The sequence below is a fragment of the Zeimonas sediminis genome (assembly GCF_023721795.1).
Lineage (GTDB): Bacteria > Pseudomonadota > Gammaproteobacteria > Burkholderiales > Burkholderiaceae_E > Zeimonas > Zeimonas sediminis.
Map to the genome: position 1 here is coordinate 3,117,812 of NZ_JAMQYE010000001.1, position 26,599 is coordinate 3,144,410.

The 26,599-nt window shown below is 70.2% G+C and carries 25 protein-coding genes and 1 tRNA gene; 9 read left to right on the forward strand and 17 right to left on the reverse strand.

Annotation, left to right across the window (positions count from 1 at the left end; all coding sequences use genetic code 11):
* Nucleotides 1–23: 23 nt before the first annotated feature.
* On the reverse strand, nt 24–1,001 hold the full coding sequence (locus M6I34_RS14685) for a tripartite tricarboxylate transporter substrate binding protein (RefSeq protein WP_272486426.1): 978 nt from the start codon (nt 999–1,001) through the stop codon (nt 24–26).
* An 87-nt stretch (nt 1,002–1,088) separates the two neighbouring features.
* Here M6I34_RS14685 and M6I34_RS14690 point away from each other — a divergent pair, with 87 nt between their 5' ends.
* Nucleotides 1,089–1,991, forward strand: coding sequence for a LysR family transcriptional regulator (locus tag M6I34_RS14690; RefSeq protein WP_272486427.1), 903 nt, complete (start codon nt 1,089–1,091; stop codon nt 1,989–1,991).
* A gap of 49 nt (nt 1,992–2,040) precedes the next feature.
* On the opposite strand, the gene M6I34_RS14695 is transcribed toward M6I34_RS14690, so the two are convergent.
* From M6I34_RS14695 to M6I34_RS14720, 6 genes are all read right to left on the reverse strand, one after another.
* Nucleotides 2,041–3,294 carry a CaiB/BaiF CoA transferase family protein gene (locus M6I34_RS14695; protein ID WP_272486428.1) on the reverse strand — a complete coding sequence of 418 codons (1,254 nt, stop codon included), beginning with the start codon at nt 3,292–3,294 and terminating at the stop codon, nt 2,041–2,043.
* Between the two features lie 52 nt (nt 3,295–3,346).
* Nucleotides 3,347–4,411 carry an ABC transporter ATP-binding protein gene (locus M6I34_RS14700; RefSeq protein ID WP_272486429.1) on the reverse strand — a complete coding sequence of 355 codons (1,065 nt, stop codon included), beginning with the start codon at nt 4,409–4,411 and terminating at the stop codon, nt 3,347–3,349.
* Nucleotides 4,408–6,153 carry an ABC transporter permease gene (locus tag M6I34_RS14705; RefSeq protein ID WP_272486430.1) on the reverse strand — a complete coding sequence of 582 codons (1,746 nt, stop codon included), beginning with the start codon at nt 6,151–6,153 and terminating at the stop codon, nt 4,408–4,410. Before M6I34_RS14705 ends, M6I34_RS14700 begins: the two co-directional genes overlap by 4 nt.
* Nucleotides 6,154–6,271: 118 nt before the next feature.
* Nucleotides 6,272–7,318 (reverse strand): ABC transporter substrate-binding protein, encoded by a 1,047-nt coding sequence (locus M6I34_RS14710; RefSeq protein ID WP_272486431.1) that lies wholly within the window; start codon nt 7,316–7,318, stop codon nt 6,272–6,274.
* Nucleotides 7,319–7,432: 114 nt separating this feature from the next.
* Nucleotides 7,433–8,239, reverse strand: coding sequence for an enoyl-CoA hydratase (locus M6I34_RS14715; RefSeq protein WP_272486432.1), 807 nt, complete (start codon nt 8,237–8,239; stop codon nt 7,433–7,435).
* Nucleotides 8,240–8,277: 38 nt separating this feature from the next.
* Nucleotides 8,278–8,934, reverse strand: a complete 657-nt coding sequence (locus M6I34_RS14720; protein WP_272486433.1) for a GntR family transcriptional regulator — start codon at nt 8,932–8,934, stop codon at nt 8,278–8,280.
* Between the two features lie 90 nt (nt 8,935–9,024).
* Between M6I34_RS14720 and M6I34_RS14725 the strand changes: the two genes are divergently transcribed.
* The 4 genes from M6I34_RS14725 to M6I34_RS14740 all read left to right on the forward strand — a co-directional run bounded on the left by M6I34_RS14725 (nt 9,025) and on the right by M6I34_RS14740 (nt 13,096).
* Entirely contained in the window at nt 9,025–10,221 is a 1,197-nt protein-coding gene (locus M6I34_RS14725; RefSeq protein ID WP_272486434.1) for a CaiB/BaiF CoA transferase family protein, read from the forward strand.
* A 35-nt stretch (nt 10,222–10,256) separates the two neighbouring features.
* Nucleotides 10,257–11,039, forward strand: coding sequence for an enoyl-CoA hydratase (locus tag M6I34_RS14730; protein ID WP_272486435.1), 783 nt, complete (start codon nt 10,257–10,259; stop codon nt 11,037–11,039).
* A 4-nt stretch (nt 11,040–11,043) separates the two neighbouring features.
* Nucleotides 11,044–12,027 (forward strand): quinone oxidoreductase family protein, encoded by a 984-nt coding sequence (locus M6I34_RS14735; RefSeq protein ID WP_272486436.1) that lies wholly within the window; start codon nt 11,044–11,046, stop codon nt 12,025–12,027.
* Between the two features lie 73 nt (nt 12,028–12,100).
* The gene (locus M6I34_RS14740) at nt 12,101–13,096 is read left to right on the forward strand and encodes a Bug family tripartite tricarboxylate transporter substrate binding protein (protein WP_272486437.1); all 996 of its coding nucleotides are present in this window, start codon (nt 12,101–12,103) and stop codon (nt 13,094–13,096) included.
* An 84-nt stretch (nt 13,097–13,180) separates the two neighbouring features.
* Here the strand turns inward: M6I34_RS14740 and pth are convergent, their stop codons facing one another.
* The 8 genes from pth to M6I34_RS14780 form a co-directional block, all read right to left on the reverse strand.
* Entirely contained in the window at nt 13,181–13,768 is a 588-nt protein-coding gene (pth, locus tag M6I34_RS14745; RefSeq protein WP_272486438.1) for an aminoacyl-tRNA hydrolase, read from the reverse strand.
* Between the two features lie 78 nt (nt 13,769–13,846).
* Nucleotides 13,847–15,073, reverse strand: coding sequence for a multidrug effflux MFS transporter (locus M6I34_RS14750; RefSeq protein ID WP_272486439.1), 1,227 nt, complete (start codon nt 15,071–15,073; stop codon nt 13,847–13,849).
* 142 nt (nt 15,074–15,215) lie between these two features.
* Nucleotides 15,216–15,815 carry a 50S ribosomal protein L25/general stress protein Ctc gene (locus tag M6I34_RS14755; protein WP_272486440.1) on the reverse strand — a complete coding sequence of 200 codons (600 nt, stop codon included), beginning with the start codon at nt 15,813–15,815 and terminating at the stop codon, nt 15,216–15,218.
* 150 nt (nt 15,816–15,965) lie between these two features.
* A complete protein-coding gene (locus tag M6I34_RS14760) occupies nt 15,966–16,898 on the reverse strand; it encodes a ribose-phosphate pyrophosphokinase (protein WP_272486441.1) in 933 nt (310 codons plus the stop codon).
* A 74-nt stretch (nt 16,899–16,972) separates the two neighbouring features.
* Nucleotides 16,973–17,049, reverse strand: a tRNA-Gln gene (locus tag M6I34_RS14765).
* Nucleotides 17,050–17,093: 44 nt separating this feature from the next.
* A complete protein-coding gene (gene ispE / locus M6I34_RS14770) occupies nt 17,094–18,008 on the reverse strand; it encodes a 4-(cytidine 5'-diphospho)-2-C-methyl-D-erythritol kinase (RefSeq protein ID WP_272486442.1) in 915 nt (304 codons plus the stop codon).
* A 12-nt stretch (nt 18,009–18,020) separates the two neighbouring features.
* Complete coding sequence (locus tag M6I34_RS14775) at nt 18,021–18,605, reverse strand: outer membrane lipoprotein LolB (RefSeq protein WP_272486443.1); 585 nt, start codon at nt 18,603–18,605, stop codon at nt 18,021–18,023.
* A 13-nt stretch (nt 18,606–18,618) separates the two neighbouring features.
* Nucleotides 18,619–20,565 (reverse strand): tetratricopeptide repeat protein, encoded by a 1,947-nt coding sequence (locus tag M6I34_RS14780; protein WP_272486444.1) that lies wholly within the window; start codon nt 20,563–20,565, stop codon nt 18,619–18,621.
* Between the two features lie 66 nt (nt 20,566–20,631).
* Between M6I34_RS14780 and mutM the strand changes: the two genes are divergently transcribed.
* The 4 genes from mutM to M6I34_RS14800 all read left to right on the forward strand — a co-directional run bounded on the left by mutM (nt 20,632) and on the right by M6I34_RS14800 (nt 25,057).
* Nucleotides 20,632–21,453 (forward strand): bifunctional DNA-formamidopyrimidine glycosylase/DNA-(apurinic or apyrimidinic site) lyase, encoded by an 822-nt coding sequence (gene mutM / locus M6I34_RS14785; protein WP_272486445.1) that lies wholly within the window; start codon nt 20,632–20,634, stop codon nt 21,451–21,453.
* A gap of 29 nt (nt 21,454–21,482) precedes the next feature.
* Nucleotides 21,483–23,519 carry a dynamin family protein gene (locus tag M6I34_RS14790; RefSeq protein WP_272486446.1) on the forward strand — a complete coding sequence of 679 codons (2,037 nt, stop codon included), beginning with the start codon at nt 21,483–21,485 and terminating at the stop codon, nt 23,517–23,519.
* 68 nt (nt 23,520–23,587) lie between these two features.
* On the forward strand, nt 23,588–24,646 hold the full coding sequence (mutY, locus tag M6I34_RS14795; RefSeq protein WP_272486693.1) for an A/G-specific adenine glycosylase: 1,059 nt from the start codon (nt 23,588–23,590) through the stop codon (nt 24,644–24,646).
* Nucleotides 24,647–24,742: 96 nt separating this feature from the next.
* Nucleotides 24,743–25,057, forward strand: a complete 315-nt coding sequence (locus tag M6I34_RS14800; protein WP_272486447.1) for a hypothetical protein — start codon at nt 24,743–24,745, stop codon at nt 25,055–25,057.
* Nucleotides 25,058–25,078: 21 nt separating this feature from the next.
* On the opposite strand, the gene M6I34_RS14805 is transcribed toward M6I34_RS14800, so the two are convergent.
* Together M6I34_RS14805 and rapZ are read right to left on the reverse strand one after the other, a co-directional pair.
* The gene (locus tag M6I34_RS14805; RefSeq protein WP_272486448.1) at nt 25,079–25,684 is read right to left on the reverse strand and encodes an LON peptidase substrate-binding domain-containing protein; all 606 of its coding nucleotides are present in this window, start codon (nt 25,682–25,684) and stop codon (nt 25,079–25,081) included.
* 8 nt (nt 25,685–25,692) lie between these two features.
* On the reverse strand, nt 25,693–26,568 hold the full coding sequence (rapZ, locus tag M6I34_RS14810) for an RNase adapter RapZ (protein ID WP_272486449.1): 876 nt from the start codon (nt 26,566–26,568) through the stop codon (nt 25,693–25,695).
* Nucleotides 26,569–26,599 lie beyond the last annotated feature (31 nt).

Below are 26,599 nucleotides of genomic sequence, written 5' to 3' on the forward strand. Positions count from 1 at the left end.
CCCTCATTCTTGGCTTGCGTTGATCACTGCGGCTTGATGCCGGCGTCCTTCACCACCTGCGCCCACTTCCGCGTCTCGCTGGCGATGTAGCGGGAGAAGTCGCCCGGCCCGGCCTTCACCGTGTCGATGGCCTGGGCGGCGAACTGCTGGCGGATCTGCGGATCGTCGAGCGCCGCGCCCAGCAGCTCGGAGAGCCGCCTTACGACGTCGGCCGGCGTGTTCGCGGGGGCAACGAGACCGAACCAGACGGAGGTCTCGAAACCGGCGAGACCGAGCTCGGAAACGGTCGCAAGATCGGGAGCCGCCGCGCTGCGGCTCGCGCCGGTGGTCGCAAGCGCCCGAAGCTTGCCCGACCGGATGTGCGGCAGCACGGTCGAGGCAGGCGAGAACATTGCCTGGACCTGCCCGGCGAGCAGGTCGGTCACGGCGGGCGAGCTGCCGCGGTACGGCACGTGGACGAGCTTGATCCCCGCCATGGAGGCGAAGAGCTCGCCCGAAAGGTGCGGGGCGGTTCCGTTGCCCGACGATGCGTAGGTGATCTGTCCCGGCCGAGACTTCGCCTCGGCGATGAGCTCGGCCATCGACGAGGCCTTCATCGAAGGGTGGACGACCAGGAAATTGGGCACGCTGCCGATCATCCCGACCGGGGCGAAGTCCTTCGTGAAGTCGAAGGGGAGGCTTGCCTGGAAGCTCGGATTGATCGTGTTGGCGATCGTGCCAACCAGCAGGGTGTAGCCGTCGGCGGGCGCGCGGGCGACCTGCTCGGTTGCGATGTTGCTGCTCGCGCCGGGCCGGTTCTCGACGACGAACTGCTGTCCGGCGATGTCCGACATCTTCTGCGCCACCGCCCGGGCGGCGACGTCGGTCGAGGCTCCCGCGGGGAAGCCGACCACTATCCGGACCGGCCGCTCCGGGTAGGAGCCCTGGGCGGAGGCGGCGCACTGGAGGCCGGCCATGCCGAGCGAAATCAGACCGGCCGCGATGATGGATCTCGTCTTCATGGGTCTCCTCTGGTATTTCGGGGAATCTAGCCAATCGGCGATCCATCATGCAAACATATTATTTAAATACGTCCATCAGGAAATCTCATGAGCGTCACCTTCCGCCAGCTGCGGGCCTTCGTCCTGGTGGCCGAGTGGGGCAGCTTCACGAAGGCGGCCGCGGAGATGAACGTCACGCAGTCGGCACTCAGCCTGCTGGTCCGCAGCCTCGAGGACGCGATCGGGGTCCGCCTGATCGACCGGACGAGCCGGAGCGTCGCCCTGACCGCCGTGGGGCGGGAATTCCTCGCCAGTTCCGAACGAGTGCTGGGGGAGCTCGAGCAGTCGCTGAAGAGCGTGAACGAACTGGTCTCGAAGCGGCGTGGCCGGCTTGTCATCGCCGCACCGCTCGTTCTCGCGGGCACCTTCCTGCCGCCGGTCCTGGCGGAGTTCCGGGCGATGTACCCCGAGGTCGACCTGGTCCTGAAGGACACGCTCCCCGACCAGGTCCTGCCGCTCGTTCGAGGCGCGGCGGCCGACCTGGGGATCGGAACCTTCCACCGGAACGCCGACGACGTGCACTACCGGCTTCTGTTCCGGGAGTCCCTGGTGGCGGTCCTGCCCAGGTCGGATCCTCTCGCTTCGCGCAGCAAGGTCTCCTGGCGACAGGTCGCTTCCCGCCCGATCATGCTGCTGCCGCGCGGCAGCGTCTTCCGAACCCTGGCCGAGAGCGGCTTCGCGCAGGCAGGGGTTCAGGTCGAGCCGGCCTTCGAGGCCACCTACGTGGGGACCCTGATCGGCCTCGTCAGGGCAGGGCTCGGCGTGGCCGTCGTGCCGGGGTATGCGACGGCCCTCCTCGATCGCGACGCGGCGGTCGCCCGCAGGCTGGAGCGGCCGGCCGTGGACAGGGAGGTTTCGATGGTCTACCGAATCGGGGCCTCGATGTCGCCGGCGGCGATCGCGTTCTCCGAGCTGCTCGAGAAGGCGGCGCGGCGGGTCCGCCCGAGTTGAGCGAGGCCGGCCCAGGCAGGCGCGTCGGAGACCGGACCCGCAACTCGCCTCACTCCGCCTCGCCGCCCCCGGCGGCGACCTTCCCGCCTCGCGCCTCGTCGTACGCCGCCCCCTGCGCGAGCATCGACGCGATGTCGGCGTCGCCGAAACCGATCTCCGCGAGCACCTCGGCTGTGTGCTGGCCGAGCAGCGGCGCCGGCTTGCGGATCTCGGTGAGCTCGCCGGTCGACTTGATCGGAAGGCCGAGCGTCTTCATCCGGCCGATCCGTGGATGGTCGACTTCGACGACCATCTTGCGCGCCGCCACCTGCGGGTCGGCCAGCGTCTGCTCGAAGCTGTAGACCGGGCCGCCGGGCACGCCGGCAGCGTCCATCTTCTCGACCCAGTGCGCGGTGGGCGCGGTGGCGAACACCGCCTCGATGTCGCGCTCGAGCTCGTCGGCGTTCTTCAGCCGGTCGGCCGGCTTCGCGTAGCGCGGGTCGGTCAGCCACTCGGGCCTGTCGCAGACCAGCTTGCAGAAGTTCTGCCAGAGCTTCTCGTTGCCCGCGCCCACCGTGGCGTAGCCGTCCTGCGTGCGGTAGGCCTGGTAGGGCGCCGAGCGGCGGTGCCGCGTGCCGGTGGGCGTGGGGATCTCGCCGGCGCCGGCCCAGGCGCCGAACTCCCAGATGCTCCAGGCAAGCCCGGCCTCGAGCAGCGAGGTCTCCAGGTACTGGCCCTTGCCGCTGCGCAGCCTGCCGATGTAGGCGCCCAGGATGCCGTACAGCGCGGTGACGCCGCTGGCGATGTCGTTCATCGCGATGCCGACCTTGGCCGGCCGGCCGCCGGGGTAGCCGGTCATCATCATGATGCCCGACATGCCCTGCGCGATGATGTCGTAGCCGCCGCGCTTGCCGTACGGTCCGGTCTGGCCGAAGCCCGACATCGACGCGTAGACCAGGCCCGGGTTCGTCTTCGACAGGCTGTCGTAGTCGATGCCCAGCCGCTTGACCACGCCTGGGCGGAAGTTCTCCATGACGATGTCGGCGCCCGCGGCCAGCTTCAGGAAGGCCTCCTTGCCGCGCGGGTCCTTCAGGTCGAGCGCAACGCTGCGCTTGTTGCGGTTGAGCACCGCGAAGCAGTACGACTCGTCGTTCACCTTCGGGTCGAAGCGGCGCGAGGCGTCGCCGTCTGGAAAGCTCTCGACCTTGATGACATCGGCGCCGAGGTCCCCCAGCACCATCGCGCAGTAGGGGCCGGCCATCACGCTGGTCAGGTCGACCACGCGCACGCCTTCGAGCGGCAGCGACATTTCGGTGTTCTCCATTCAAGGGGGCGCCGCGCGGGCGGCCCCGTCTTCGTTCAAGGGCTTGCGGGCCTCACTCGATGACCGTGACCTGGGTCGCGTCGATCTCGGCGATCACGTCCTCGTGCATGTCGAAGACCTCCTGCGGGCGAGCGGTCACCCGCAGCGGCTCGGCCAGGCCCGGGATCCGGATCTGGTAGTCCCACGACTCGCCGAGGTAGGCGCGCTGGTCGATCTTCGCCGCCACGCAGTAGCGGCCGTCGCCGGCGGGCGGGGCGCTGCGGTGCAGGTGGATGCACTGCGGACGCACCGACACCTTGACCTGCTCGGACAGGCCCTCGCCGAGGGCCGCGGCCGGCAGCCCGAAGCCGCCGAAGTCGACCTGCCCGCCGTCCAGGCGCCCCTCGAGGAAGTTCGTCCGGCCGATGAAGCCGGCCACGAAGGCGGTCTTCGGCCTGCAGTAGAGCTCGAAGGGCTTGTCGATCTGCTCGATCTTCCCCTTGTTCATCACCGCGATCCGGTCCGAGGTGACCATCGCCTCGGCCTGGTCGTGGGTGACGTAGACCATCGTGATGTTGAACTCGTCGTGCAGCCGGCGGATCTCGAAGCGCATCTCCTCGCGCAGGTTCGCGTCGAGGTTCGACAGCGGCTCGTCGAGCAGCAGCACCGCGGGCTTCACGACGATCGAGCGGGCCAGCGACACGCGCTGCTGCTGGCCGCCGCTCAGCTCGGCCGGGTAGCGGTCGCGCAGGTGGCGCAGCTTGACAACGTCGAGGATCTCGTCGACCCGACGGGCGATCTCCGAAGACTCGATCTTGCGGATCTTCAGGCCGAAGCCGACGTTCTCGGCCACGGTCATGTTCGGCCAGATCGCGTAGCTCTGGAAGATCATCGACATGTTGCGCTTCTCGGGCGGCAGGCTGGAGCCCGGCGACGACACCACCTTGTCCGCGACCTCGATCGTGCCGCCGGTGGGCGACAGGAAGCCCGCCATCATCCGCAGCGTGGTCGTCTTGCCGCATCCCGACGGGCCGAGCAGCGAGACCAGCTCGCCCTCCTCGATCGTGAGGTTCAGGTTGTCGACGGCGACGTAGTCGCCGAAGGCGCGGGAAACGTTGCGAAGCACGAGCTTGCTCATGCGGAGGTTCTCCTGAGCATGAAGTCGCGGCCCATCAGGCGGAAGCCGATCAGGATCAGCGCGACGGTGATGAAGACGAGGATCAGGCCGATCGACGCGAGCATCTCGAAGTTTCCTTCGTCACTCTTGTCGAACAGCAGCACCGACAGCACCTGCGTGTCGATCGAGTACAGGAAGATCGCGGCGCTGAGCTCGCGCGTGGCCGGGATGAACACCAGGATGAAGGCGCCGGCCAGGCTGCGCTTGAGCAGCGGCATCACCACCCGCCAGATCGCGGTGAAGCGGCTGCCGCCGAGGATCCGCACCGCGTCCTCGAGCTCGGGGTTGATGCTGCGTATCGCCGCGCTGCTGTTCGTGTACGCGATCGGCAGGAAGCGGGTCGCGAACGCGAGGACCAGGATCCATGCGGTGCCGTACAGAGCGAACGGCGGGTTCGCGTAGGCCGCGTAGAAGCCGATCGCCAGCACGATGCCGGGGATCACGAAGGGCGCCATCGTGAGGAAGGACAGCGTGTTGCCCAGGCGCTTTCCGACCAGGTTGCGGTTGACCGCATAGGCGATGCACAGCGACAGCACGATCGCGATGATCGAGGCGCCGCCCGCGTACGTGAAGGTGTTGATCGTCGCGTCGCGGGTCAGGTTGTTCTCGAACATCGTGAAGTACAGGTTCTCGAGCGTGAAGTTGTCGAGCGAGAACCCGCGCCCCCACGCCTTCGCGGTGGCGGCCTGCACGATCACGACCATCGGCATGAAGAAGGACAGCGTGCAGACGGCCAGGCAGAAGCCCAGCATCGGCCAGCGCCACTTGCCGAGCGCCACCGGCCGGCGCTCGCCGCCCTTGCCGGTCAGCGACACGTAGCCCTTGCGGCTGATGATCCGGCGCTGCAGCCAGAACAGCAGGATCGTGATGCCGAGCAGAGGCATCGCGTAGGCCGAGGCCACCCCCACCCTGGGCGGGAACTCGAAGAACTGCCAGAGCTGGGTCGTCACCACGTGGAAGCGCCCGGGCAGCGCCAGCAGCGCGGGCGAGCCGAACAGCGCGATCGCCTCGAGGAACACCAGGATGAACGCGCCGATGATCGCCGGCAGCGCCAGCGGCAGCGTGATCGAGAACGTGGTCCGCAGGTTGCCGGCGCCGAGGATGTTCGCCGCGTCTTCCATCTCGGAGGACACCAGGTCGAGCGCGGACTTGGTGAACACGAACACGTAGGGGAAGCTGTAGCAGGCGATGACCAGCACCAGCCCGGTCATGCTGTAGATGTTGAACGGCCCGGAATCCGCCCCGGTCAGCGCCATGAAGGCCCGGTTCAGCCACCCCGCGTTGGGGCCGGCGAGCAGGATCCAGCCGACCGCGCCCAGGTAGGGCGGGATGATGAAGGTGCCCAGGATCGAGATCCAGATCAGCCCCTTGAACGGCATGTCGGTGCGCGACAGCGCCCAGGCCATCGGCACGCCGAAGATCACGCACAGCGTCGCCGAGGCCAGGCCCAGGGTCAGCGAGTTGAGCAGCGCGTCGATGTGGCGCGAGCGGCCGTAGGCCGACACGTAGTTGGCCAGCGTGAAGGCGCCGTCGGCGTCCTGGAAGCTGACCAGCAGCAGGCGGACGAGCGGGTTCACGACCAGCACGACCAGCACGGCGATCGCCAGCAGCCAGACCCAGTACGAGCGGTCGATGTGACGCAGTCGCTCGCCGAGCGAGGCGGGCCGGCCCGCCGCCGAGGCGGGTGGGTTTACGGTACTCATGTCGGGTGTCCCGGGCAGTCGAGGAAGGCCCGGGCGGGCCCTTGCAGGGCCCGCCGCGGGCGTGCGGAACCGGGTGTGCGGAGCCCGGTCCCGGCTCAGGCGGGAGTCGCGATCCGGGTCAGATCCCGAAGGTGTCGCGGAACTTCTCCTTCACCTCGGGGATGCCCTTGGCGATCTCGTCGGCGGTCGGGCGAGCGACCTTGATCTCCTCGAGCGGCTTCTTGCCCGGGCCCACCGCGACGCCCTTGACCACCGACAGCGCGTGGTTCTTGACCTGGGTCTCGGCGGCTTCCTTGCTGAGCAGGAACTCGATGTACAGCTTGCCGGCGTTCGGCGACGGGGCGTTCGCCAGCACCGAGCTCGGCGACACCATCAGCAGCGCGCCGTCGGTCGGGTAGATGACCGCCAGCGGGTTGCCCTTGTCGCGGCTCATCAGGGTGGTCGCCTCGGGGCCCGCGGCGACCCAGCGCTCCTTGGCGTTGAGCATCGTGACCGTGTCGTTGACCGAGCGGCCGATCTGCGGGTTGTTCTTCTCGAGCTTCTCGAAGTACTCCCAGCCGTACAGCTTGCGCATCAGCACGACCCAGGTGCCCACGTAGCCGCTGAAGGCCGGGTGCCCGATCGAGACCTTGTCCTTCCACTTCGGGTCGAGCAGGTCGGGCCAGTTCTTCGGCGCATCGGCTTCCGAGACCAGGCTGGTGTTGTAGGTGATCAGCATCAGCGCCGCGGCGGTGGTCACCGAGTAGTGCTCGGGGTCGCTGTACTCCTTCAGCGAATCGACCATCTTGTCCCAGTTGTTGGGCTTGTACTGCATCAGCGCGCCCATCTTGCGCAGCGCCGGGTAGTGGCTGACGTCGGTGCTGCTGAACACCGAGGCGACCGGCCGCTTGGCCTGCAGGTCCTGGTTCAGGCGCTGGAAGGCCACCTGCGCGGTGGTGCGAACGAAGTTGCACTTCACGCCCGGGTACTTCTTCTCGAAGGCGGCGCAGATGTTGGCCGCCTCCTCGGTGTTGTAGTGGGCCGTGTAGACGGTGAATTCCTTCTCCTTCTTGGCGGCCTCGTAGAGCTTGGCCTCCCACTCGGGCATCTGCGCGCTGGCGGTGCCGGCGGCAAGGCCGAAGGCCGCGCAGACCGACGCGAAAACGGTGCGGATTCGCAGTTTCATCGTGACTCCTCCAACTTGAAGTGGTGGGCGAAGCTCTGTGCGGCTTCTTCTCGCCCGGGTTTGCCCGGTATCGAATGCGCCGGCGGCTGGGCAGGCCGCCGGCGCGTGAGCACTTCAGCGGCCCCGGAACACCGGCGCGCGCTTCTCCATGAAGGCGCGGCGGCCTTCGACGTAGTCCTCGCTGTCGAAGCACTGGTCGACGACGCGGTCGCACAGCGCCTCGTCGCGCTTCGATTCGTCCTTCAGCGCCTCGCCGACGATCGTCTTGATCGACGCGACGGTCAAGGGCGCGTTGGCGGCGATCATCCGCGCGTAGTCGGCGACGTAGGCCTCGAGCTGGTCGTCGGCCACCATCCGGTTGATCAGGCCCATCTGAAGCGCCTCGGCCGCGCTGAACTGGCGGGCCGTGTAGAAGATCTCCTTGGCAAAGGCCGGGCCGACCACGTCGACCAGCTTGCGCACGCCGGGCAGCTCGTAACCGAGGCCGAGCTTCGCGGCCGGCACGCCGAAGCGCGAGCTCTCGCCGGCGATGCGCAGGTCGCAGGACAGCGCGAGCGAAACGCCGCCGCCGATGCAGAAGCCCTCGATCATCGCGATCGTCGGCTTGCCGACCAGGCGAAGCGCCTCGCCGCCGCGCTCGGAGATCCGGCGATAGGCCTCGGTGCTCTCGGGGGTGGAGCGCTTCTGCTCGAACTCGGAAATGTCGGCGCCCGACACGAAGGCCTTGCCGCCGGCGCCGCGCGCGACGATGACGCGGATCGCGTCGTCCTTCGCGTAGTCGTCGACGATCTCGGCGAGCGCCTCCCACATCTCGACCGACACCGCGTTGCGGCGAGCCGGGTTGTTGAAGACGATCCAGCCGACCGGACCGTCCTTGCGGGCGATCATCTTCTCGGTGCGTGACGGCGTCGCGGTGCCCATCGTTCGTGTCTCCCCTCTCGTTCGCTTCTTGTCTTCGCTCAGTCGAGCAGTTCCCTGGGCAGCTTCATCAGCAGGTCGGTGATCCACGGCGCGCCGCCCGGGTTCAGGTGGGCGAAGGCCGCCCTGCCTGCCGCCTCGCGGTCGTTGGCCAGGATGGCCGCGACGATCCCGGCGTGCCCGTCGAAGGACACCCGCAGCCGGACCACCGCGCTGAACGCGTGCTTCCGATAGGCCTGGGTGCGGGTGCGCATCCGCAGGATCTCCTGCCGCAGGTAGGGATTGCGCGCGCCGGCGTAGAGGATCTCGTGGAAGGCCTTGTTCGCGCGTTCCCAGCCGGCTTCGTCCTCGCGCTCGACCACGGCCTCGGACTCGCGGTGGGCGTCGGCCAGCGCCTGGCGTTCCGTTTTCGACATTCGCTCGCACGCATAACGCGCGGCGAGGCCCTCCAGCTCGGCGAGCAGTTCCCACATCGCGAACAGCTCGGGCACGTCCAGCTTGGAGACGACCATCCCGCCGCGCGGCAGGCTGGTCAGCAGCCCTTCGGCCTTCAGCTGCAGCATCGCTTCGCGAACCGGCGTGCGCGACACGCCGAAGTGCGCCATCAGCCGCTCCTCGTCGATCGGGTCGCCGGGCAACAGCGCGCCGTCGCGGATCTGCGATTCGATGCTGCCGTGGATGCGCTCGCTGGCTTTCACGCGAATTTTTTATTGGATCGAGCGCATATTGTCAATGCTCGAAAATATATTTATAAGTCGAGTGTGAATAAAAACGGAAGCGAGGAGACGATGCCGAAGATCACCGCGTCGGGCGCGCTGGCAGGGCTCAGGGTGCTCGACCTGTCGCGCGTTCGCGCTGGCCCGACCTGCGTGCGGATGCTCGCCGACTTCGGCGCCGACGTCGTCCGGATCGAGCCCCCGCCCGGCGTGGACCCTAACGAGGGCATGTTCGCCGGCAACCGTCTGGGCGGCGATTTCCAGAACCTGAACCGCAACAAGCGCGCGCTGACGCTGAACCTGAAGAAGCCCGAGGGGCTCGAAGTGTTCAAGAGGTTGGTGAAGGATGCCGACATCGTCGTCGAGAACTGGCGGCCCGACGTCAAGGCCAGGCTGGGCGTCGACTACGAGTCGCTGAAGGCGATCAATCCGCGGATCATCCTCGCCAGCATCTCCGGTTTCGGCCAGGACGGCCCGTACGCGAAGCGGCCCGGTTTCGACCAGATCGTGCAGGGCATGGGCGGGCTGATGTCGGTGACCGGGTTTCCCGAAACCGGACCGATCCGCGCCGGCATCGCGGTGGCCGACTCGAGCACCGGCCTGTACGCGGCGATCGGCATCCTGGTCGCGCTGCGCGAGCGGGAGAAGTCGGGCGAGGGCCAATGGGTCCACGCCTCGCTGCTCCACTCGCAGGTCGCGATGATGGACTTCCAGGTGGCGCGCTACCTGAACGAGGGCGAGGTGCCGGTGCCGGCCGGCAACGATCATCCGACCAGCTCGCCGATGGGCATGTTCCACGCCGCCGACGGCGCGCTGAACCTCGGCGCTTCGGGGCAGGGCACCTGGGTGCGGCTGTGCAAGGTGATCGGCCGCGAGGACTGGACAGCCGATCCCGACTGGGCGAACGAGAAGCTGCGCACGAAGAACCGGGCGCGGCTGAACGCCGCGCTCGAGGAGGTCTTCGCGACGAACACTGTGGCCCACTGGGTCGACACGCTGAACGCCGCCGGCGTGCCCTGCGGGCCGGTGTACACGGTGCCGCAGATGGTCGAGGACCCGCAGATCAGGCACCTGGGCGTGGTGAAGGAGACGCACACCACCGACGGCAAGCCGATCCGCGTGATCAGCCAGCCGGTGACGCTGTCGCGCACGCCCGCCGAGGTGGTGACCGCGGCGCCCTACTGGGGCGAGCAGACCGACGAGATCCTGCGCGAGGCCGGCTACGCCGATGCCGAGATCGCGAGGATGCGCGCCGACGGGATCGTCTGAACCCTTCCGAATCGAATCGACAACAGGAGAACACCATGCCCGAGATCATCGTACGGCGCGACGGCCCGATCGGCCGCATCATCATTTCGAATCCGGCCAAGTACAACGCGATGTCCAACGCCATGTGGGCGGCGCTGCCGCCCGCCCTGGAGCAGCACGACGCCGACCCCGAGGTCCGGCTGGTCGTGATCGAGGGCGAGGGCGACAAGGCCTTCGTGTCCGGCGCCGACATCTCGCAGTTCGAGACCGAGCGCACCGGCGCCGGCCGGCAGGACAAGTACGGCGATTCGGTCGAGGCCGCCTACGTGGCGCCGACCCGCTGCAGCAAGCCGGTGGTGGCGAAGATCCGCGGGATCTGCTTCGGCGGCGGCCTCGGGCTGGCCGCGGCCTGCGACATCCGCTTCGCGCGCGCCGACGCTCGCTTCCGGATGCCGGCCGGGCGGCTCGGCCTCGGCTACAACGCGATCGGCGTGCGCCGCTTCCTCCAGGTGTTCGGCGTGCAGAACACGATGGACATCTTCTTCTCGGCGCGCATCTTCGGCGCCGAGGAAGCTGCGCGGATGGGCTTCGTGAGCAAGGTGGCCGCGGCCGAGGACTTCGAGAAGATGGTCGACGACTGGTGCGCCACCGTTGCCGAGAACGCGCCGCTGACGCTGCGCGCGCTCAAGAAGACGGTCAACCAGCTGGTCCGCGATCCCGGCGACCGCGACATGGCCTCTGCCGAGGCGGCGATCCAGGCCTGCTTCGACAGCGACGACTATCGCGAGGGCGCCCGCGCGTTCATGGAGAAGCGCCCGCCCGTCTTCAAGGGGGCTTGACCGGATGAAGACCGCTTGCGTGCGGATCACCCGCTTCGGCCCGCCCGAGGTGCTCGAGCCCGGCGAGGTCGAGATCGCTGCGCCGGGGCCGGGCGAGGTGCTGGTTCGCCACACCGGCATCGGCGTGAACTTCGTCGACGTGTACCACCGGATCGGTCAGCTGCACGGCGACGGCCCGTTTCCGCCCTTCATACCCGGCGTGCAGGCCAATGGCGTGGTCGAGGCGATCGGTCCGGGCGTGCAGGGATTCGCGGTCGGCGACCGGGTCACGCACGCCAATGTCGGGATCGGCAGTTACGTCGCTCACCGCGTGCTGCCGGCCGACCGGCTGGTGCGGGTGCCCGACGCGCTCGACGACGACCTGGTCGCCGCGTCCTACCTGCGCGGGCTGACCTGCCACTACCTGCTCAAGCGGCTCTACGTGGTGAAGCCCGGCGACACGGTGCTCGTGCATGCCGCGGCCGGCGGCGTGGGCCAGCTGATGGTGCAGTGGGCCAGGCGGCTCGGCGCCACGGTGATCGGCACCGTGGGCAGCGAGGCGAAGGCCGAGTACGTGCGCGGCCTGGGCTGCGACCACCCGATCGTCTACACCCGCCAGGACTTCGTGAAGGAGACGATGCGCATCACCGGCGGCGAGGGCGTGCCGGTCGTCTACGACTCGGTGGGCCGCGACACCTTCATGGGCTCGCTCGATTGCCTGCGGCCGATGGGCATCGCGATCAATTACGGCACCGCGTCGGGGCAGGTCGAGCCCTTCCCGCTGCAGCGCCTGCACAGCAAGTCGCTGTCGGTGTGCCGCCCCACGCTGCGCACCTGGATCGCGAAGCGAGAGGACCTGGACCGCGCCTCGACCGAGTTCTTCGAGCTGCTCGCCGACCGGTCGCTGAAGATCGACATCGCGGCGAAGCTGCCGCTGAGCGAAGCCGCCCGCGCCCACGAGCTGATCGAAGGCCGGTCGATCAGCGGCGCGGTGCTCCTGCAACCCTGATCCCCGGTCCGTGGCGGCCGCCGGCCGCTACGCACCGCGGGGCAATCCCGTGAAACCTCCAAGGAGACAGAAGATGACCCAAACCTCGGGCGCCAACCGCCGGCGAGTGCTCGCCGCGGCGCTCGGCCTGCCGCTGGCAGGCGCGATCGGCCGGGCCTTTGCGCAGTCGCAGGGCTGGCCCGACAAGCCGGTCAGGATCGTGCTCGGCTACCCGCCCGGCGGCGCTGCCGACGGCACCGCCCGCCCGCTCGAGCCGAAGATGCAGGCGATGCTCGGCCAGCCGCTGCTGTTCGACTACAAGCCGGGGGCGGGTGCGACGATCGCCGCCGACTTCACCGCGAAGGCGCCGGCGGACGGCTACACGCTGCACTTCATCGACTCCGGGCCGATGACGATCCTGCCCAACGGCAAGAAGCTCGGCTACGACCCCTTCGCGAGCTTCACGCCGATCGGCATGGCCTGCGACGGCGGCACCTTGCTGGTCGCGCATCCGTCGGTGAAGGCGAGCACCGTGCAGGAGCTGATCGCCGAGGCGAAGGCCCGCCCAGGGTCCCTCAGCTACGGGACCTCGGGCATCGGTGGGGCGGGCCACCTTGCGGCCGAGCTGTTCCAGTCGATGACCGGCACGCAGATGACGCACGTGCCCTACAAGGGCGGCAGCCAGGCGGTGGCAGACCTGGTCGGCGGGCAGGTGCCCCTGCTGTTCTCGTCGATGGCCACCGCGATCCCGCACGTGAAGACCGGCAAGATCAAGGCGATCGCTGTCACGTCCACCGCGCGGGCCTCGGCCCTGCCGGAGGTGCCGACGGTGGCCGAGCAGGGCCTTGCAGGCTTCGAGGCGAGCGTGTGGTTCGCGCTGGTCGGGCCGGCGAAGCTGCCTGCCGAGATCGTCGCGAAGGCCAATGCGGCGCTGAACGCGGCGCTGGCCGAGCCGGCGGTGCAGGAGGCGATCCGCAAGCAGGGCTACGAGCCGGCCCCGGGCAGCGCGGAGGCCTTCGCCGCGCGGATCCGCGCCGACCACGAGAAGTGGGGGAAGGTGATACGCGACGCGAAGATCAGCTTCGCCTGATCACGGTTCGCCGAGCGCGGGCCGGGGCGGCGCTCCGGCCCGCGCGCCGTTCTTCCGCAAGGTGCCCACGCCGCCCGGCAGCGATCAGCCGCGCGTGTGCAGCTTCATCGTCGCGGCCTCGAAATGCCCGGCCACCGCGTCGGGCAGGCAGGCGAGGCCGCGGTCGATCTCGCCTTCGATCGCCTGCAGGTCCTCCCGGCTCGGCCGGTGCAGCACGAAGTCGGCGACCTGCTGGTTCAGCTGCAGCGTGCGCGGATGACCGATGCCCAGCCGCAGTCGCCAGAACCCCGGCCCGCCCAGCCTGGCCGTGATGTCCTTCAGTCCGTTGTGGCCGGCGCTGCCCCCGCCCTTCTTCAGCTTCGCCTGGCCCGGCAGAAGGTCGAGCTCGTCGTGCGCGACGAGGACCTGGTCGGGCGCGACGCGGTAGAAACCTGCCAGGGCGGCCACTGCCAGCCCCGAGCGGTTCATGTAGGTCGTGGGCTTGAGCAGCCAGACCTGCGCGTGCCCGATGCGAACCCGGGCGACCTCGCCGAAGAACTTCGCCTCCTTCGCGAAGCTTCCGCCGTGCGCGCGCGCGACGGCGTCGACGAACCAGAAACCGGCATTGTGCCGGTCGTGCTCGTGCTCGGGGCCCGGGTTGCCGAGGCCGACGATCAGTCCGATGCCATTCATCTGCGGTCGAAGACTAGTCCAGTCAAATCGAGGAAACGGCCGTTCGCAGGCTCCTGCCGGGATCGCGCGGCGCAGCGATCAGCCGTCGAAGCGTATCGTGTCGGGCCAGCGGTGGCGCAGCCACAGCCAGGCGCCGAGCCCCACGCCCAGCATCGCGAGAGACATCGCGGCCATCGCGACCGTGGACTGCATGACCAGCGGTGCGACGACGCCCGCCACGATACCGTTGGCGACGCTCGCCACGAAGGACTGCAGCGACGAGGCCATGCCCCGGCGCGCCGGATACAGGTCGAGCACCATCAGCGTGACCACCGGCACGTTCAGCGACCATCCGAACGCGAACAGCGCGATCGGGACCAGCGCCCACGAGGCGTGCGCGTCGAACAGGACGTTCGCCGCCAGGTTCACCGCGGCCATCGCGAACATGATCACGAAGCCATGGCGCACCTGCCGGCGGCGCGGGATCCGGCCCGCCATCCGGCCGCTGGTCCAGGCGCCCGCCATGATCCCGCCGATCGTCAGCACGAAGAACCAGAAGAACTGGGTCGGACCCAGCCCGAGGTGGCCGCCCAGGAAGGCGGGCGCCGACAGCACGTACAGGAACAGGCCGTTGAAGGGCACGCCGCTGGCCAGCGCCAGCAGCAGGAAGCGCGGATCGGCGCCGAGCTGCAGGTAGCCGCGGAACAGGTGCCCGGCCTCGAAGGGCTGCTTCTGAGTGACGTGCAGCGTCTCGGGCAGGAAGCGCCAGACCGACAGCCAGAGCGCAGCGGCGATCGCGGCCAGGAACCAGAAGATAGCGTGCCAGTCGGCGTGAACGAACAGCCAGCCGCCGATCATCGGCGCGACCGCGGGCGCGACCCCGAACCAGATCGTGACCTGCGACATCACGCGCTGCGCGTCGGCGGGCGGGAACATGTCGCGGATCACCGCGCGCGAAACCACCATTCCGGCGCCGGCGGACAGGCCCTGCAGCGTGCGGAACAGCACCAGTTGGCCGATCCCCTGGGCCAGCGCGCATCCGACCGACGCGGCAGCGAACACCGCCACCGCGACGAGAACCACCGGGCGCCGGCCGAAGCTGTCGGACAGCGCGCCGTGGAACAGGTTCATGAAGGCGAAGCCGAACAGGTAGGCCGACAGCGTCTGCTGCATCTCGACCGGCGTGGCGCCGATCGATGCGGCGATGCCGGAGAAGGCCGGCAGGTAGGTGTCGATCGAGAAAGGGCCGAGCATGCCCAGCGTGGCCAGCAGGGCAGCCAGCGCCCAACGGGGGCCGGGCCAGAGTCGATCGGCGTCGGGATTCATCGCGGCTCGGGTGCGCGCCCGGCTTTCGGTCCGGGAAAAAGGAAGGGCCCGGCGCTGGCCGGGCCCCGCGGCGCCGTCCCGTGCGGGACGCGGCGCTCGCCCGGGCGGGCCGGCACTTTCGCTGCCGACCCGCCGCGGGAGATCACTTCGCTTCGCCTTCCTCGCCGGCTTCCTCGCCCTTGCCGGCGGGCACCGTGACGGTCACGATCACCGGGTTCTCGGTGCCGTGCGCGGGCAGGCTGACGCCGGCCGGCAGCTTCAGGTCGTTCGCGTGGATCGTCTGGCTGGTCTCGAGATTGGCCAGGTCGACCTCGATGAAGCTCGGCAGGTCCTTCGGCAGGCAGCTGATCTCGATCTCGTTGACCACGTGACCGACGATCGCCGCGGAAAGCTTCACCGCCGGCGAGATTTCCTGGTTCACGAAGTGCAGCGGCACCTTGACGGTGATCTTCTCGTCGGCGGCGACGCGCTGGAAATCGATGTGCAGGACCTGCGGCTTGTACGGATGCCACTGGACGTCGCGCAGCAGGACCTGTTCGGTCTTGCCGTCGAGCTCCATGTCGAGGATCGACGAGTGGAAGGCCTCGACGCGCAGCGCGTGGTACAGCGGGTTGTGCTCGATCGCCACCGGAGTCGGCTCGACGCTTCCGCCGTATACGATTCCGGGGACCTGACCGGCACGGCGCAGGCGGCGGCTCGCACTCGAACCCTGCTCCTTGCGGGACATAGCAACGACTTTCATCGTCATTTCCTTTCAACGTTTGCCCCGGGTCCGCGACCAGAACGGCGGGGCGTCTTCAAATGTCCGGCAGCCGGCAGGCCCCGGACCCCAAAAAATCGAGAGATCGCCCGGCAGGCGGGCCGCCCTGCGACCCGTCGCGCGGACGTTTCGTCAGTCGACGAACAGCGACGAGACGGAGTCGGCGCGGTTGATCCGAAGGATCGTCTCGGCCATCAGCTGCGCGCACGAAAGCTGGCGGATCTTGCCGCACTCGCGAGCGGCCTCGGAAAGCGGGATCGTGTCGACGACGACCAGCTCGTCGAGCGCCGGATCGCCGATCCGGGCGATCGCGCCGCCGGACAGCACCGCGTGCGTGCAGTAGGCGATCACGCGCTTGGCGCCGTGCGCCTTGAGCGCGGCCGCGCCCTTGACCAGCGTGTTCGCGGTGTCGACGATGTCGTCCATGATCACGCAGGTGCGGCCCGAAACGTCGCCGATGATGTTCATCACCTCGGCCACATTCGCCTTCGGGCGGCGCTTGTCGATGATCGCGAGGTCGCAGTCGAGCCGCTTGGCCAGGGCCCGGGCCCGCACCACGCCGCCCACGTCGGGCGACACGACCAGCAGGTCGTCGAACTGCTGCTGGTGGACGTCGGCCAGCAGCAGCGGCGCCGCGTAGATGTTGTCGACCGGGATGTCGAAGAAACCCTGGATCTGGTCCGCGTGCAGGTCCATCGTGAGCACACGATCGACGCCGGCGGTTTCCAGCATGTTCGCGACGACCTTGGCGCTGATCGCCACCCGCATCGAGCGAACCCGGCGGTCCTGGCGGGCGTAGCCGAAGTAGGGCACCGCCGCGGTGATGCGCCCGGCCGACGAGCGCTTCAGCGCGTCGACCATCAGCATCAGTTCCATCAGGTTGTCGTTGGTCGGCGCGCAGGTGGGTTGCAGCACGAAGACGTCTTTGCCGCGAACGTTCTCGAGGATCTCGACGTTGACCTCGCCGTCGGAGAAGCGGGCGACCGTGGCGCGGCCGAGCTGCAGCTGCAGATGCTTCGCGACCTCGGCCGCCAGTTTCGGGTTGGCGTTGCCGGTGAAGATCATCAGACCTTCCGGACTCACGACGTCGGCGTTACGACGGTAACCGTGAAGCATGGTCGACTCGAGATTGGAAAAGGTGGCTGGGGAGGAAGGATTCGAACCCTCGCATGCCGGAATCAAAATCCGGTGCCTTAACCAACTTGGCTACTCCCCAGCATTCTGACCGCGCTCGCCCGACCAGACCGCAACCGGCCGGAATCAGGCGCCCGGGACAAAAGCCCAGTCGGAGAGAGGATGCCTGGCCAGCGACCGGGCGACGAAGACCTCGCCGACGGTTTCGGCCGAGCCGTTCCGGCGCCGCGACAGATCCTGCTGGATCGAGGTCGCGACCGATTCGTCGGGAACCGGAAGAAAGACACATGAACCCGAGCCTGTCATTCGCGCCGAATCGGCGTTCAGACCGGCCTGCCTGGCAGCCGATTTCAGGGCCGCAAGCGCCGACGCGACGGCCGGGTAGGCAGCGCAGACGACGGGTTCCAGGTCGTTTCTCCCGCGACGAGCGGAACTCTCTCGCGAAAGACCTGAGATTGTGAGTGGTTTCGTGTCCCTTGTCAAACCGGTTGAGGAGAAGACGACAGCGGTCGAGACCGGCACCGGCGGCGCCACCACGACGTAGGTCGCCGGCGGCAGGGGCAGGGCCTGCAGCTTCTCGCCGATGCCGGTGGCGTAGGCGGTGCGGCCGAACACGAAGAAGGGGACGTCGGCACCGAGCCGAAGCGCGAACCGCATCAGCTGGCGACGGGTCAGGCGCAGGTCCCACAGGCGGTTCAGGCCCAGCAGCATCGTCGCCGCGTCGGAGCTGCCGCCGCCCAGGCCTGCGCCCATCGGGATCCGCTTGTCGATCGCGATGTCCACCCCGAGCCGGCAGCCGGTCTCCTCGGCGAGCAAGCGGGCAGCGCGCACGGTGAGGTCCTGTTCGGGCGTGACGCCGGGCAGCGAGTCGCGCCGGATCAGCGCGCCGTCGTTGCGCACGCGCAGCGTGAGCCGGTCGCCGACGTCGATCAGGTCGAACACGGTTTCCAGCAGGTGATAGCCGTCGTTGCGGCGCCCGGTGACGTGCAGGAACAGGTTCAGCTTGGCCGGGGCAGGCAGGTTGCGGAGTTCTTCGATCATGGAAGGCCGCGTTCAGGAGACGTCGTCGACGATCAGCTTCAGCCTGACCTTGCGGTCGGTCGCCGCGGGGCGGTCAGGCCAGGCGAGGCTCAGCCGGACCGGGCCGTGGGAGCCCCAGTCCTCGAAGCGGATGGCCCAGCCGTGCTCGTTGCCGGCGACCGGCCTGCCGTCGCTGGACTCGGTCGGGCGCTCGAGGCGCCCGCGCAGCCAGCGCGGCAGGTCGCCGACCGGCATCGGCCAGCCGAGGACCTGCTCGGTGAGCGCCTCGGCCGAGTCGGCCTCGAAGCGCCGGCCCTCGGCGGTCAGCAGCTCGGCGCGCCCCGCCTGAAGCGACGCGGTGGCGACCGTCTGGCCGAACGGGGAGCGCAGTTCCAGAAGCGTCCCGCCGGGCACGGACTCGAGCACGAAACGCCCGCTGGTCCGCTCCTCGCGGGCCCCGGCGCCGGTGTCGATCATCGTGACCGCGAAGCGGCCGGCCCAGCGGCTCGGTTCGGCCCCGGCCGGCAGCGGCGCCGACGGCGCCCCGGGCGTCGCGCAGCCGGCCGCGATCAGCGGCAGCGCGGCGATCCCGAGCAGGGCAAGCCGCCGGCCGGTCATCGCGGGCCGCCGCTCACAGGTCCACCCCGAAACGCTCCAGCGTCTTGCGCAGCGTCTCGCTGCCCGGCTCCAGCCTGCGCGCCTCCCGCCACATGCGCCTGGCCTCGTCTCGCTCGCCGCTGGCCCAGAGCACCTCGCCCAGGTGGGTCGCGACCTCGGCCTCGGGGGTGGCCTTCCAGGCCTTGCGCAGATAGTCGAGGGCGCCGCGCAGGTCGCCGCGCCGATAGAGCACCCAGCCCATGCTGTCGAGGATGTGCCCGTCGTCGGGCCTGAGTTCGAGCGCCTTCGCGATCAGCTGCTGGGCTTCCTCGAGCCGGATGTTGCGGTCGGCGAAGGTGTAGCCGAGCGCGTTGTAGGCGTGCGCGTTGTCGGGGCGAAGCGAGATCAGCTTGCGCAGGCTCGCTTCCATCAGGTCGAGGCGGTCGACCCGCTCGGCCGCCATCGCGTGGTCGTAGAGCAGCTCCGGATTCTCGGGCAGGCGCTCGAGCGAGCGGGCGAGGAAGTCGAGGGCCTCGTCGAAGCGGCCGGCCTCGCGCAGGACCTGCGCCTCGACCGCGATCAGCTGCACGCGCTCGCGGTTGGTGGACACCGGCGTGTCGTGCAGGACCTTGCGCGCCTCGTCGACCCTGCCTTGCCTGGCGATCAGCAGGGCGCGGCGGCTCAGCGCGGGCAGGAACTGGTCCCCTCGCCCGACCTTGCCGTATCGCTCGATCGCCTCGTCGATCCGGCCGTCGGTTTCGGCGATCTGGCCGAGGAACAGCCAGGCCGGGCTGTCGTTGCGCTGAACGCTCGCCGGCAGCTCGACGTAGCGCCGCAGGTAGCCTTCGGCGGCCCGCGAGTCCTTGGCCTGCCAGGCGAGCTGCGCGAGCGAGAACAGGATCGTCGGGTCGTCGGGCCGCGCCTTGCGCGCGATCTCGAATTGGGCGCGCGCCTCGTCGATCCGCTCGGCCGAAGCGAGCAGCCGCGCCATCGCCAGGCGCGCCTCGATCGCGTCGGGCTGCCCGGCGAGGAAACGCTCGAGCAGCGCGATCGCTCCGTCGGGGCGGTCCTGGGCCGCCGCCACGTGCTGGGCGGCGGCCACGGCGACCTCCTCGTCGCCGGGCGCGAGCTCGATCGCGGCCGCCGCTTCGCGCGCCGCGCGCTCGCCGTCGCCCGCCGCAGCGGCTTGCGCGGCGAGCGCCAGTCGCGCCTGCGCCACCGCGGCGTCCGGGCCGGATATTCGCTCGAGCAGCGCGAGCGCGGCGGTCTTGTCGCTCGCCCGCGCAAGCATCCGCTGCAGGCCCGCGTAGGCCTCGGGCAGCTCGCCCTCGGCGCGCGCGCGCTCGAGCCGGGCGCGAAGCAGCGGCTCGGCCTCCTCGAGCTGGCCGGCGCTCAGCAGCAAGGCCTCCAGGGTCTGGGCAGCCAGTCCAGAGCGCGGCGCCAGCTCGTGCCACAGCCGGGCGGCCGGGAGCGCCCGCTCGAGCGAGCGTTCGGCCAGCGCGAGCTCGGCGGCCCGGCGCGCCAGCCGGGGGTCCCGCGTCTGGCGCGCCATCGACAGGTAGGTGCTCGACGCGCTCGCCAGTTCGCCGCGCTGGGCGGCGATCTCGGAGGCCAGCAGCTGGAACATCAACTGCGAGCTGAGCTCCACTTCCGGGAGCGGGCCGGTGTCGTCGTGGGTGCGGGCGGCCCGCGCGGCGCGGCGAGGCGGCTCCGGGGGCTCGTCGGTCGCAGCTTGCGAAGCCGGCGCGGCGGCCGGCGCCTGGGCCGGATCCGGCGCGGGCGTGCCCGCCGCCGGGGCGCCCGGCGCGGCCGGGGACGCGGCGCCAGGGGGGGCCTGCCGGGCGTCCGGCGAAGCGCTGGGAGACTGGGCCGCGCAGCCCGAGAGCAGAACGGCGAAGGGCAGCGCGAGCAGCGCGGCCGGGAGGCGCGGCACGAGCCGACAGAACAGGTTGCCGGAGCGAGCCGGAGCCAACGATTTCATGGGGCGATGTTAGGTTCAATTACACTGCCGGGCAAGGTTACCCGAGACTCAGCGACGCGCCGCCAGATGCCCGAATTGCCCGAGGTAGAAGTCGTCCGCCGCGGCCTGCAGGCCGGACTGACGCGCCGCACGGTCCGCCGGGTGGAGGTTCGCGATCACCGGCTGCGCTGGCCGGTGCCTGCCACGCTGGGCAGCGAGCTCGCCGGGCGTCGGCTCGAGTCGGTCGGCCGGCGCGGCAAGTACCTGCTGATGGACTTCGGCGGCGACACGCTGATCGTGCACCTGGGCATGTCCGGGAACCTGCGCATCCTCGATTCGGCGCCGCTGCCCGCCAGGCACGACCACGTCGACATCGACTTCGGCGGTCGCCTGCTGCGCTACCACGATCCGCGGCGCTTCGGCGCGATGCTCTGGCACCGGGCGGCCGACGGCCCGCTCGAGGCCCATTCGCTGCTCGCCGGGCTGGGCGTCGAGCCCTTCTCCGACGACTTCGATGGCGCCATGCTGTACCGCGCCACGCGCGGGCGGGCCCTGTCGATCAAGCAGTTGCTGCTTTCCGGAACGGTCGTGGTCGGCGTCGGCAACATCTACGCGTCCGAGAGCCTTTTCCGGGCCGGGATCCGACCGTCCACGCCGGCGCGGCGGGTCGGGCGCGAGCGCTGCGAGCGGCTGGCCCGGGCGATCCGCGAGACCCTGTCCGATGCGATAGGCCGCGGCGGCAGCTCGCTGAAGGACTTCGTCGGCAGCGACGGGCAGGGCGGCTACTTCCAGCTCGAATGCTTCGTCTACGGCCGCGCGGGCCTGCCCTGCCGGGTCTGCGGCACGCCGGTCGCGATGCGGCGAGACCAGGCGCGCGCGACCTTCTGGTGCCCGCGCTGCCAGAGCTAGCACGGGCAGCGCACGCTCGGGGAGGCCGGATGGAATCGCTCGAAAGGCAGATGGCGGACTTCGGTGGCTGGCGCGCCGAGCTGCGCGGCGCGATCGAGGTCTACGGCCGGCGGCTGGCCGCTGCCCGGCTGGTCGACGCCGACGTCCGCGAGCGCCTCGACGCGATGCTCGCGCGGCTCGCGGCCGAGCGCCTGTCCGTCGCGTTCGTGGCCGAGTTCTCGCGCGGGAAGTCCGAGCTGATCAACGCCCTGTTCTTCGGCGACGCCGGCCGTCGCATCGTTCCGTCGTCGGCAGGCCGGACCACGATGTGCCCGACCGAACTGCTCTGGGATCCGGCCCGTCCGCCGTCGGTGCGCCTGTTGCCGATCGAGACCCGGGCCGCCGACACGCCCTTGTCGGCGCTGCGCGACGACGCGTCGGCCTGGCACGAGATCGGCTTCGATCCGTCGGATCCGGCTTCGCTCGAGCGCGCGATCGCCAGCGTTTCCGAGACGATCGAGATGCCGGCCGCGCAGGCGGCCGAGCTGGGCTTTGCCGACGACGAGGCGGTCGCTGCCGCGTCGGCGTTCCGGGCCGCCGACGGCCGGCCGGCCGTCGGCGACGACGGCGCCCGGGCGCAGGCAGCCGGTGGACCGCAGCCGCACGCAGGCGGCGGCTCGCGGGAAGTCCTGGTCGAGGTGCCCCGCTGGCGCCACGCGATCGTCAACCATCCGCATCCGCTGCTGGCGCGCGGGCTGGTCATCATCGACACGCCGGGGCTCAATGCGATCGGCGCCGAGCCCGAGCTCACGCTGCGGCTGATTCCCGAGGCCGACGCGGTGCTGTTTCTGCTCGCCGCCGACGCCGGCGTGACGCGTTCGGACGTCGAGATCTGGCGGCGGCACGTCGACGGCAGCCACGGGCGCGGCCGCTTCGCGGTGTTGAACAAGATCGACGGGCTTTGGGACGGCCTGCGCGACGACGTCGAGATCGAGCTGGAGATCGCGCGCCAGGTCGGCAGCGTCTCGCGCACGCTCGACCTGCCGCCCGAGCGGATCTTCCCGGTGTCGGCCCAGAAGGCGCTGGTCGCGCGGCTGCGCGGGGACGCCGCGCTGCTGCGGCGCAGCCGCCTGCCCGAGCTCGAGCGCGCGCTCGGCGGCGAGCTGGTCGGCCAGCGCCGCGAGATCGTCCGCGAGCGGCTGCGGCGCGACTTCGACGCGCTGCATCGCAGGGCGTCGGCCGCGCTGGGCGCCCGCCGCCGGGCGCAGATCGAGCAGCAGATGGAGCTCGCATCGCTGCGCGGGCGCAACCGCGAGGCGATCGCCCGGATGGCCGCGCAGGTCCAGCGAGACCGGGAGGACTTCGCGCGCAGCCTTCGCCAGTTGCAGGCGCTGCGCGCGGTGCTCGGCAGGCACGCGCAGGCGGTCGGCGACGCGATCGGTCCGGACGTCGCCAGGCGCAACCTGCGCGACGTGCGCGACGCGATGCGCGGCAGCTACCTCTCCACCGGCCTGCGCGACGGCATGGTCTCGCTGGTCCGGGCGGCCCGCGCCGATTTCGACGAGGCGGCCCGTCACCTGGCCGAGATCTCCACGTTGATGAACGCGATGTACCGCAGCTTCAGCGCCGAGCACGGGCTGTCGCTGGGCAATCCCGCGCGCTTCTCGATGCGACGCCATCTCGCGGCCCTCGAGCGGATCGAGCAGCTCCAGCGGCGGCAATTCGGCGCGATGTCGCTGGTCGCCAACGAGAAGTACGCGCTGATGCGGAAGTTCTTCGAATCGGTCGCGCTGCGGACGTGCGAGCTCTACGAGCGGCTCGCGCGCGACTTCGCGAGCTGGCAGCGGGCGGTCATGGCGCCGATCGAGTCGCAGGTGCGCGAGCATCAGGCGCAGCTGCGCCGCCGCGCCGATTCGGTCCAGCGGGTGCTCGAGGCCAGCGACGGCCTGGAGGCCCGGATCGCCGAGGTCGAGTCGGCGCGCGCGGCGGTCGAGGAGCGCATCGCGGTCGTCGAGGCGGCCGCGCGCGAGGTGCGCGCGCTGCTGGAGGGGCTGGGGGCCGGCGAGGCGCTGGCGCCGTCGCCGTGAGCCGGGCGACGGGCAGCGCCGGCGGCGGCGCGGCGGGCAGGGGCGCGGCGGGCAGCGGGGCGAGCGGGGTGGGCGCCGCGAAGCCGGGTTTCGCCGAGGCGATCGTCGAGTGGCAGCGTCGCGCGGGGCGTCACGACCTGCCCTGGCAGGGCACCCGCGACGCCTACCGGATCTGGCTCTCCGAGGTCATGCTGCAGCAGACGCAGGTCTCGACCGTCGTGCCGTACTACCTGGGCTTCCTCGAGGCCTTTCCCGACGTGTCGGCGCTGGCCGGGGCGACACTTGACCGGGTGATGCAGCTGTGGAGCGGGCTCGGCTACTACAGCCGCGCGCGCAACCTGCACCGCTGCGCTCAGCAGGTGGTCGAGCGCCACGGTGGCCGCTTTCCGCGCGACGCCGCAACGCTGTCGACGCTGCCCGGCATCGGGCGCTCGACCGCGGCGGCGATAGCGGTATTCGCCGAAGGCGAGCGCGCCGCGATCCTGGACGGCAACGTGCGCCGGGTGCTTTGCCGCGTGTTCGGCGTCGAGGGCTGGCCGGGCGAGCGCGCGGTCGAGGCCAGGCTCTGGGCGCTCGCCGAGCGCGAGTTGCCGGCGCGCGGCGTCGAGTCCTACACGCAGGGGCTGATGGACCTCGGGGCCACGGTCTGCACGCGGGCTCGACCCGCTTGCGGCAGTTGCCCGGTGGCGGATCGCTGCGTCGCGCTCCGGGAGCAGCGCATCGCCGCGCTTCCTTCGCCACGCCCGGCGAGGGCGGTGCCGCTCAGGGCGTGCCGGATGCTGGCGGTTCGCCACGAGGGCGCCTGGCTGGTCGAGCGCCGGCCGGCCGCCGGAATATGGGGCGGCTTGTGGAGCCTGCCGCAGGAAGACCTGGCCGCAGCCGGCCCGCCGGCCGCCTTCGTCGACGAGGTCGGGCGCCGGCACGGGCTTGCGCTGGGCGCCCCGGTTGCTGCCGAGCCTTTCGTGCACGCGTTCACGCACTTCAGGTTGCGGATCGAGCCCTTCGTCTGCGAGGCGCGGTCGGCGCGCGGTGCGGCGGCGCCCGGCGCCGTCTGGCTGCCGGCTGCCGACGTGGCGGGCGCCGCGCTGCCCAGGCCGGTCAAGCGGCTGCTGCTCGCCCTGGCCTGACGGCGCCTTCCGGGTCTTCCATCCCGGGCGATAAAGATGTACGGTAAATACATCTTGCAATGCCCCGCGCGTCGCGCATTCGAACCGGAGGAGGCCATGTTCATCGTGGATGCCTGGAAGGGGAGCAAGCCGCTCTGGACCGTGTTCTGGCTGTACGGGGTACTGCCCAGCACGATCGCGACCGGCATCTTCCTCTGGCTCGTTTCGCAGGGCGCGCCGGGGTCCGGCCTGCGCCAGTTGCTGCTAGCCGCCTTCGCCCCGTACACGATCTGGGTGCTCGTGGCGATCTGGCGGGCCGCGGCGCATGCGCCGGACCCTCTGATGGGCGGGATGGCCCGCGGCCTGACCGTCGCCTGGGCGATCAACGCGACGATGCTGGTCGTTTTCGCCGAGATGGACTTCCCGATCTGAACTGCCCTCGGTGAACGGCCCTCAGATCACCCGGTGCTGCTCCAGGTAGCGGTGGATGACCGAGAGGCGGGTGAGCGGGTCGTCCAGTTCCATCAGCCGCTGCCTGGCCTTCGGCGAGATCGGCAGGAACTCGCACAGCCTGTTGCTTACCCAGGCGGCCGATTCGAGTCGATAGGGCGGCTCGATCATCCGCTTCATCGGGTCCGCCTCGCGCTCGACCAGGTCGTCGATCACGCGCGCGAGCAGGCCGACGCAGGCCGAGAATTCGCTCGGGATCTGCAGGTCGGGATCGTCGGCGATCGGCTCGACCCCGGCGCGGACCAGGCCGTCGGCCTGCACCCGGCGCGACTTCACGCGAAAGCGCTGTCCGCCGATCGCACGGACCTGCAGCAGGCCCAGTTGCTGCATGTCCCAGTCGGCGATCCGGGCCAGGCAGCCGACCGGCTCGTGCTCGGCCGCTTCGCCGACCTCGCCGCCCGAGGTGATCAGGCAGACCCCGAACGGCTCTTCGCGGGCCATGCAGTCGCGCGCCATGTCCATGTAGCGCGCCTCGAAGATACGCAGCGGCAACACGCCGCCGGGGAACAGGACGGTGTTCAGCGGAAAGATCGCGAGCTCGGTCCGCAATCTCGGCCTCAGGACCCGCCGGCCATCCGGCTGGCCAGCGATCGGTGCCTGACCAGCACGTGCTCGATGCGGCGGAACTCGCGCGCGAGCTCCTCGACGCAATAGACCGAGCGGTGCTGGCCGCCGGTGCAGCCGATCGCGACGGTAAGGTAGCTCCGGTTCTCGTGCAGATAGTGCGGCAACCAGGCGTGCAGGAAGCCGGAGATGTGCTCGATCAGCCTCTGGACCGAGGGAATGGCGCGCAGGTATTCGGCCACCGGCGGGTCGAGGCCGGTCATCGGCTTGAGCTCCGGCGTGTAGTAGGGGTTGGGCAGGCAGCGCGCGTCGAACACCAGGTCGGCGTCGAGCGGCACGCCGTGCTTGAACGCGAAGGACTCGAAGAGAAGCGTGATCGGCGCGCGCTCGGCGCCGATCACGTCGCGCACCCAGCCGCGCAGCACGTTCGGCGGCAGGTCGCTGGTGTCGATCGACACGCCGAGGTCCTCGATCACCGACATCAGCTCGCGTTCCAGCGCGATCGCCTCGATCAGCGTCGGCGCCTCGCCCTCGCGCGACAGGCGCAGCGACAGCGGGTGCCGGCGCCGGGTCTCCGAATAGCGCTGGACCAGGGCCTCGGTGCGCGCGTTCAGGAACAGCAGCTTGATGTCGTGGCAGCGCCTGGCGAGATGCCCCATCGACTCGCGCAGCCCCTCGACCGAGTCGCCGCTGCGCGCGTCGATCGCCACCGCGATCCGCTCGTGGCCGGCCTCGGCCAGCGCGCCGATCACGTCGTCGAGGAAGCGAACCGGCAGGTTGTCGATGCAGAAGAAGCCGTCGTCCTCGAGCACGTTGAGGGCGATCGACTTGCCCGAGCCGGAAATGCCTGTGATCAGGACCAGACGCATGCGGACATGGTAAGGCCGATCGCGTGCCGGC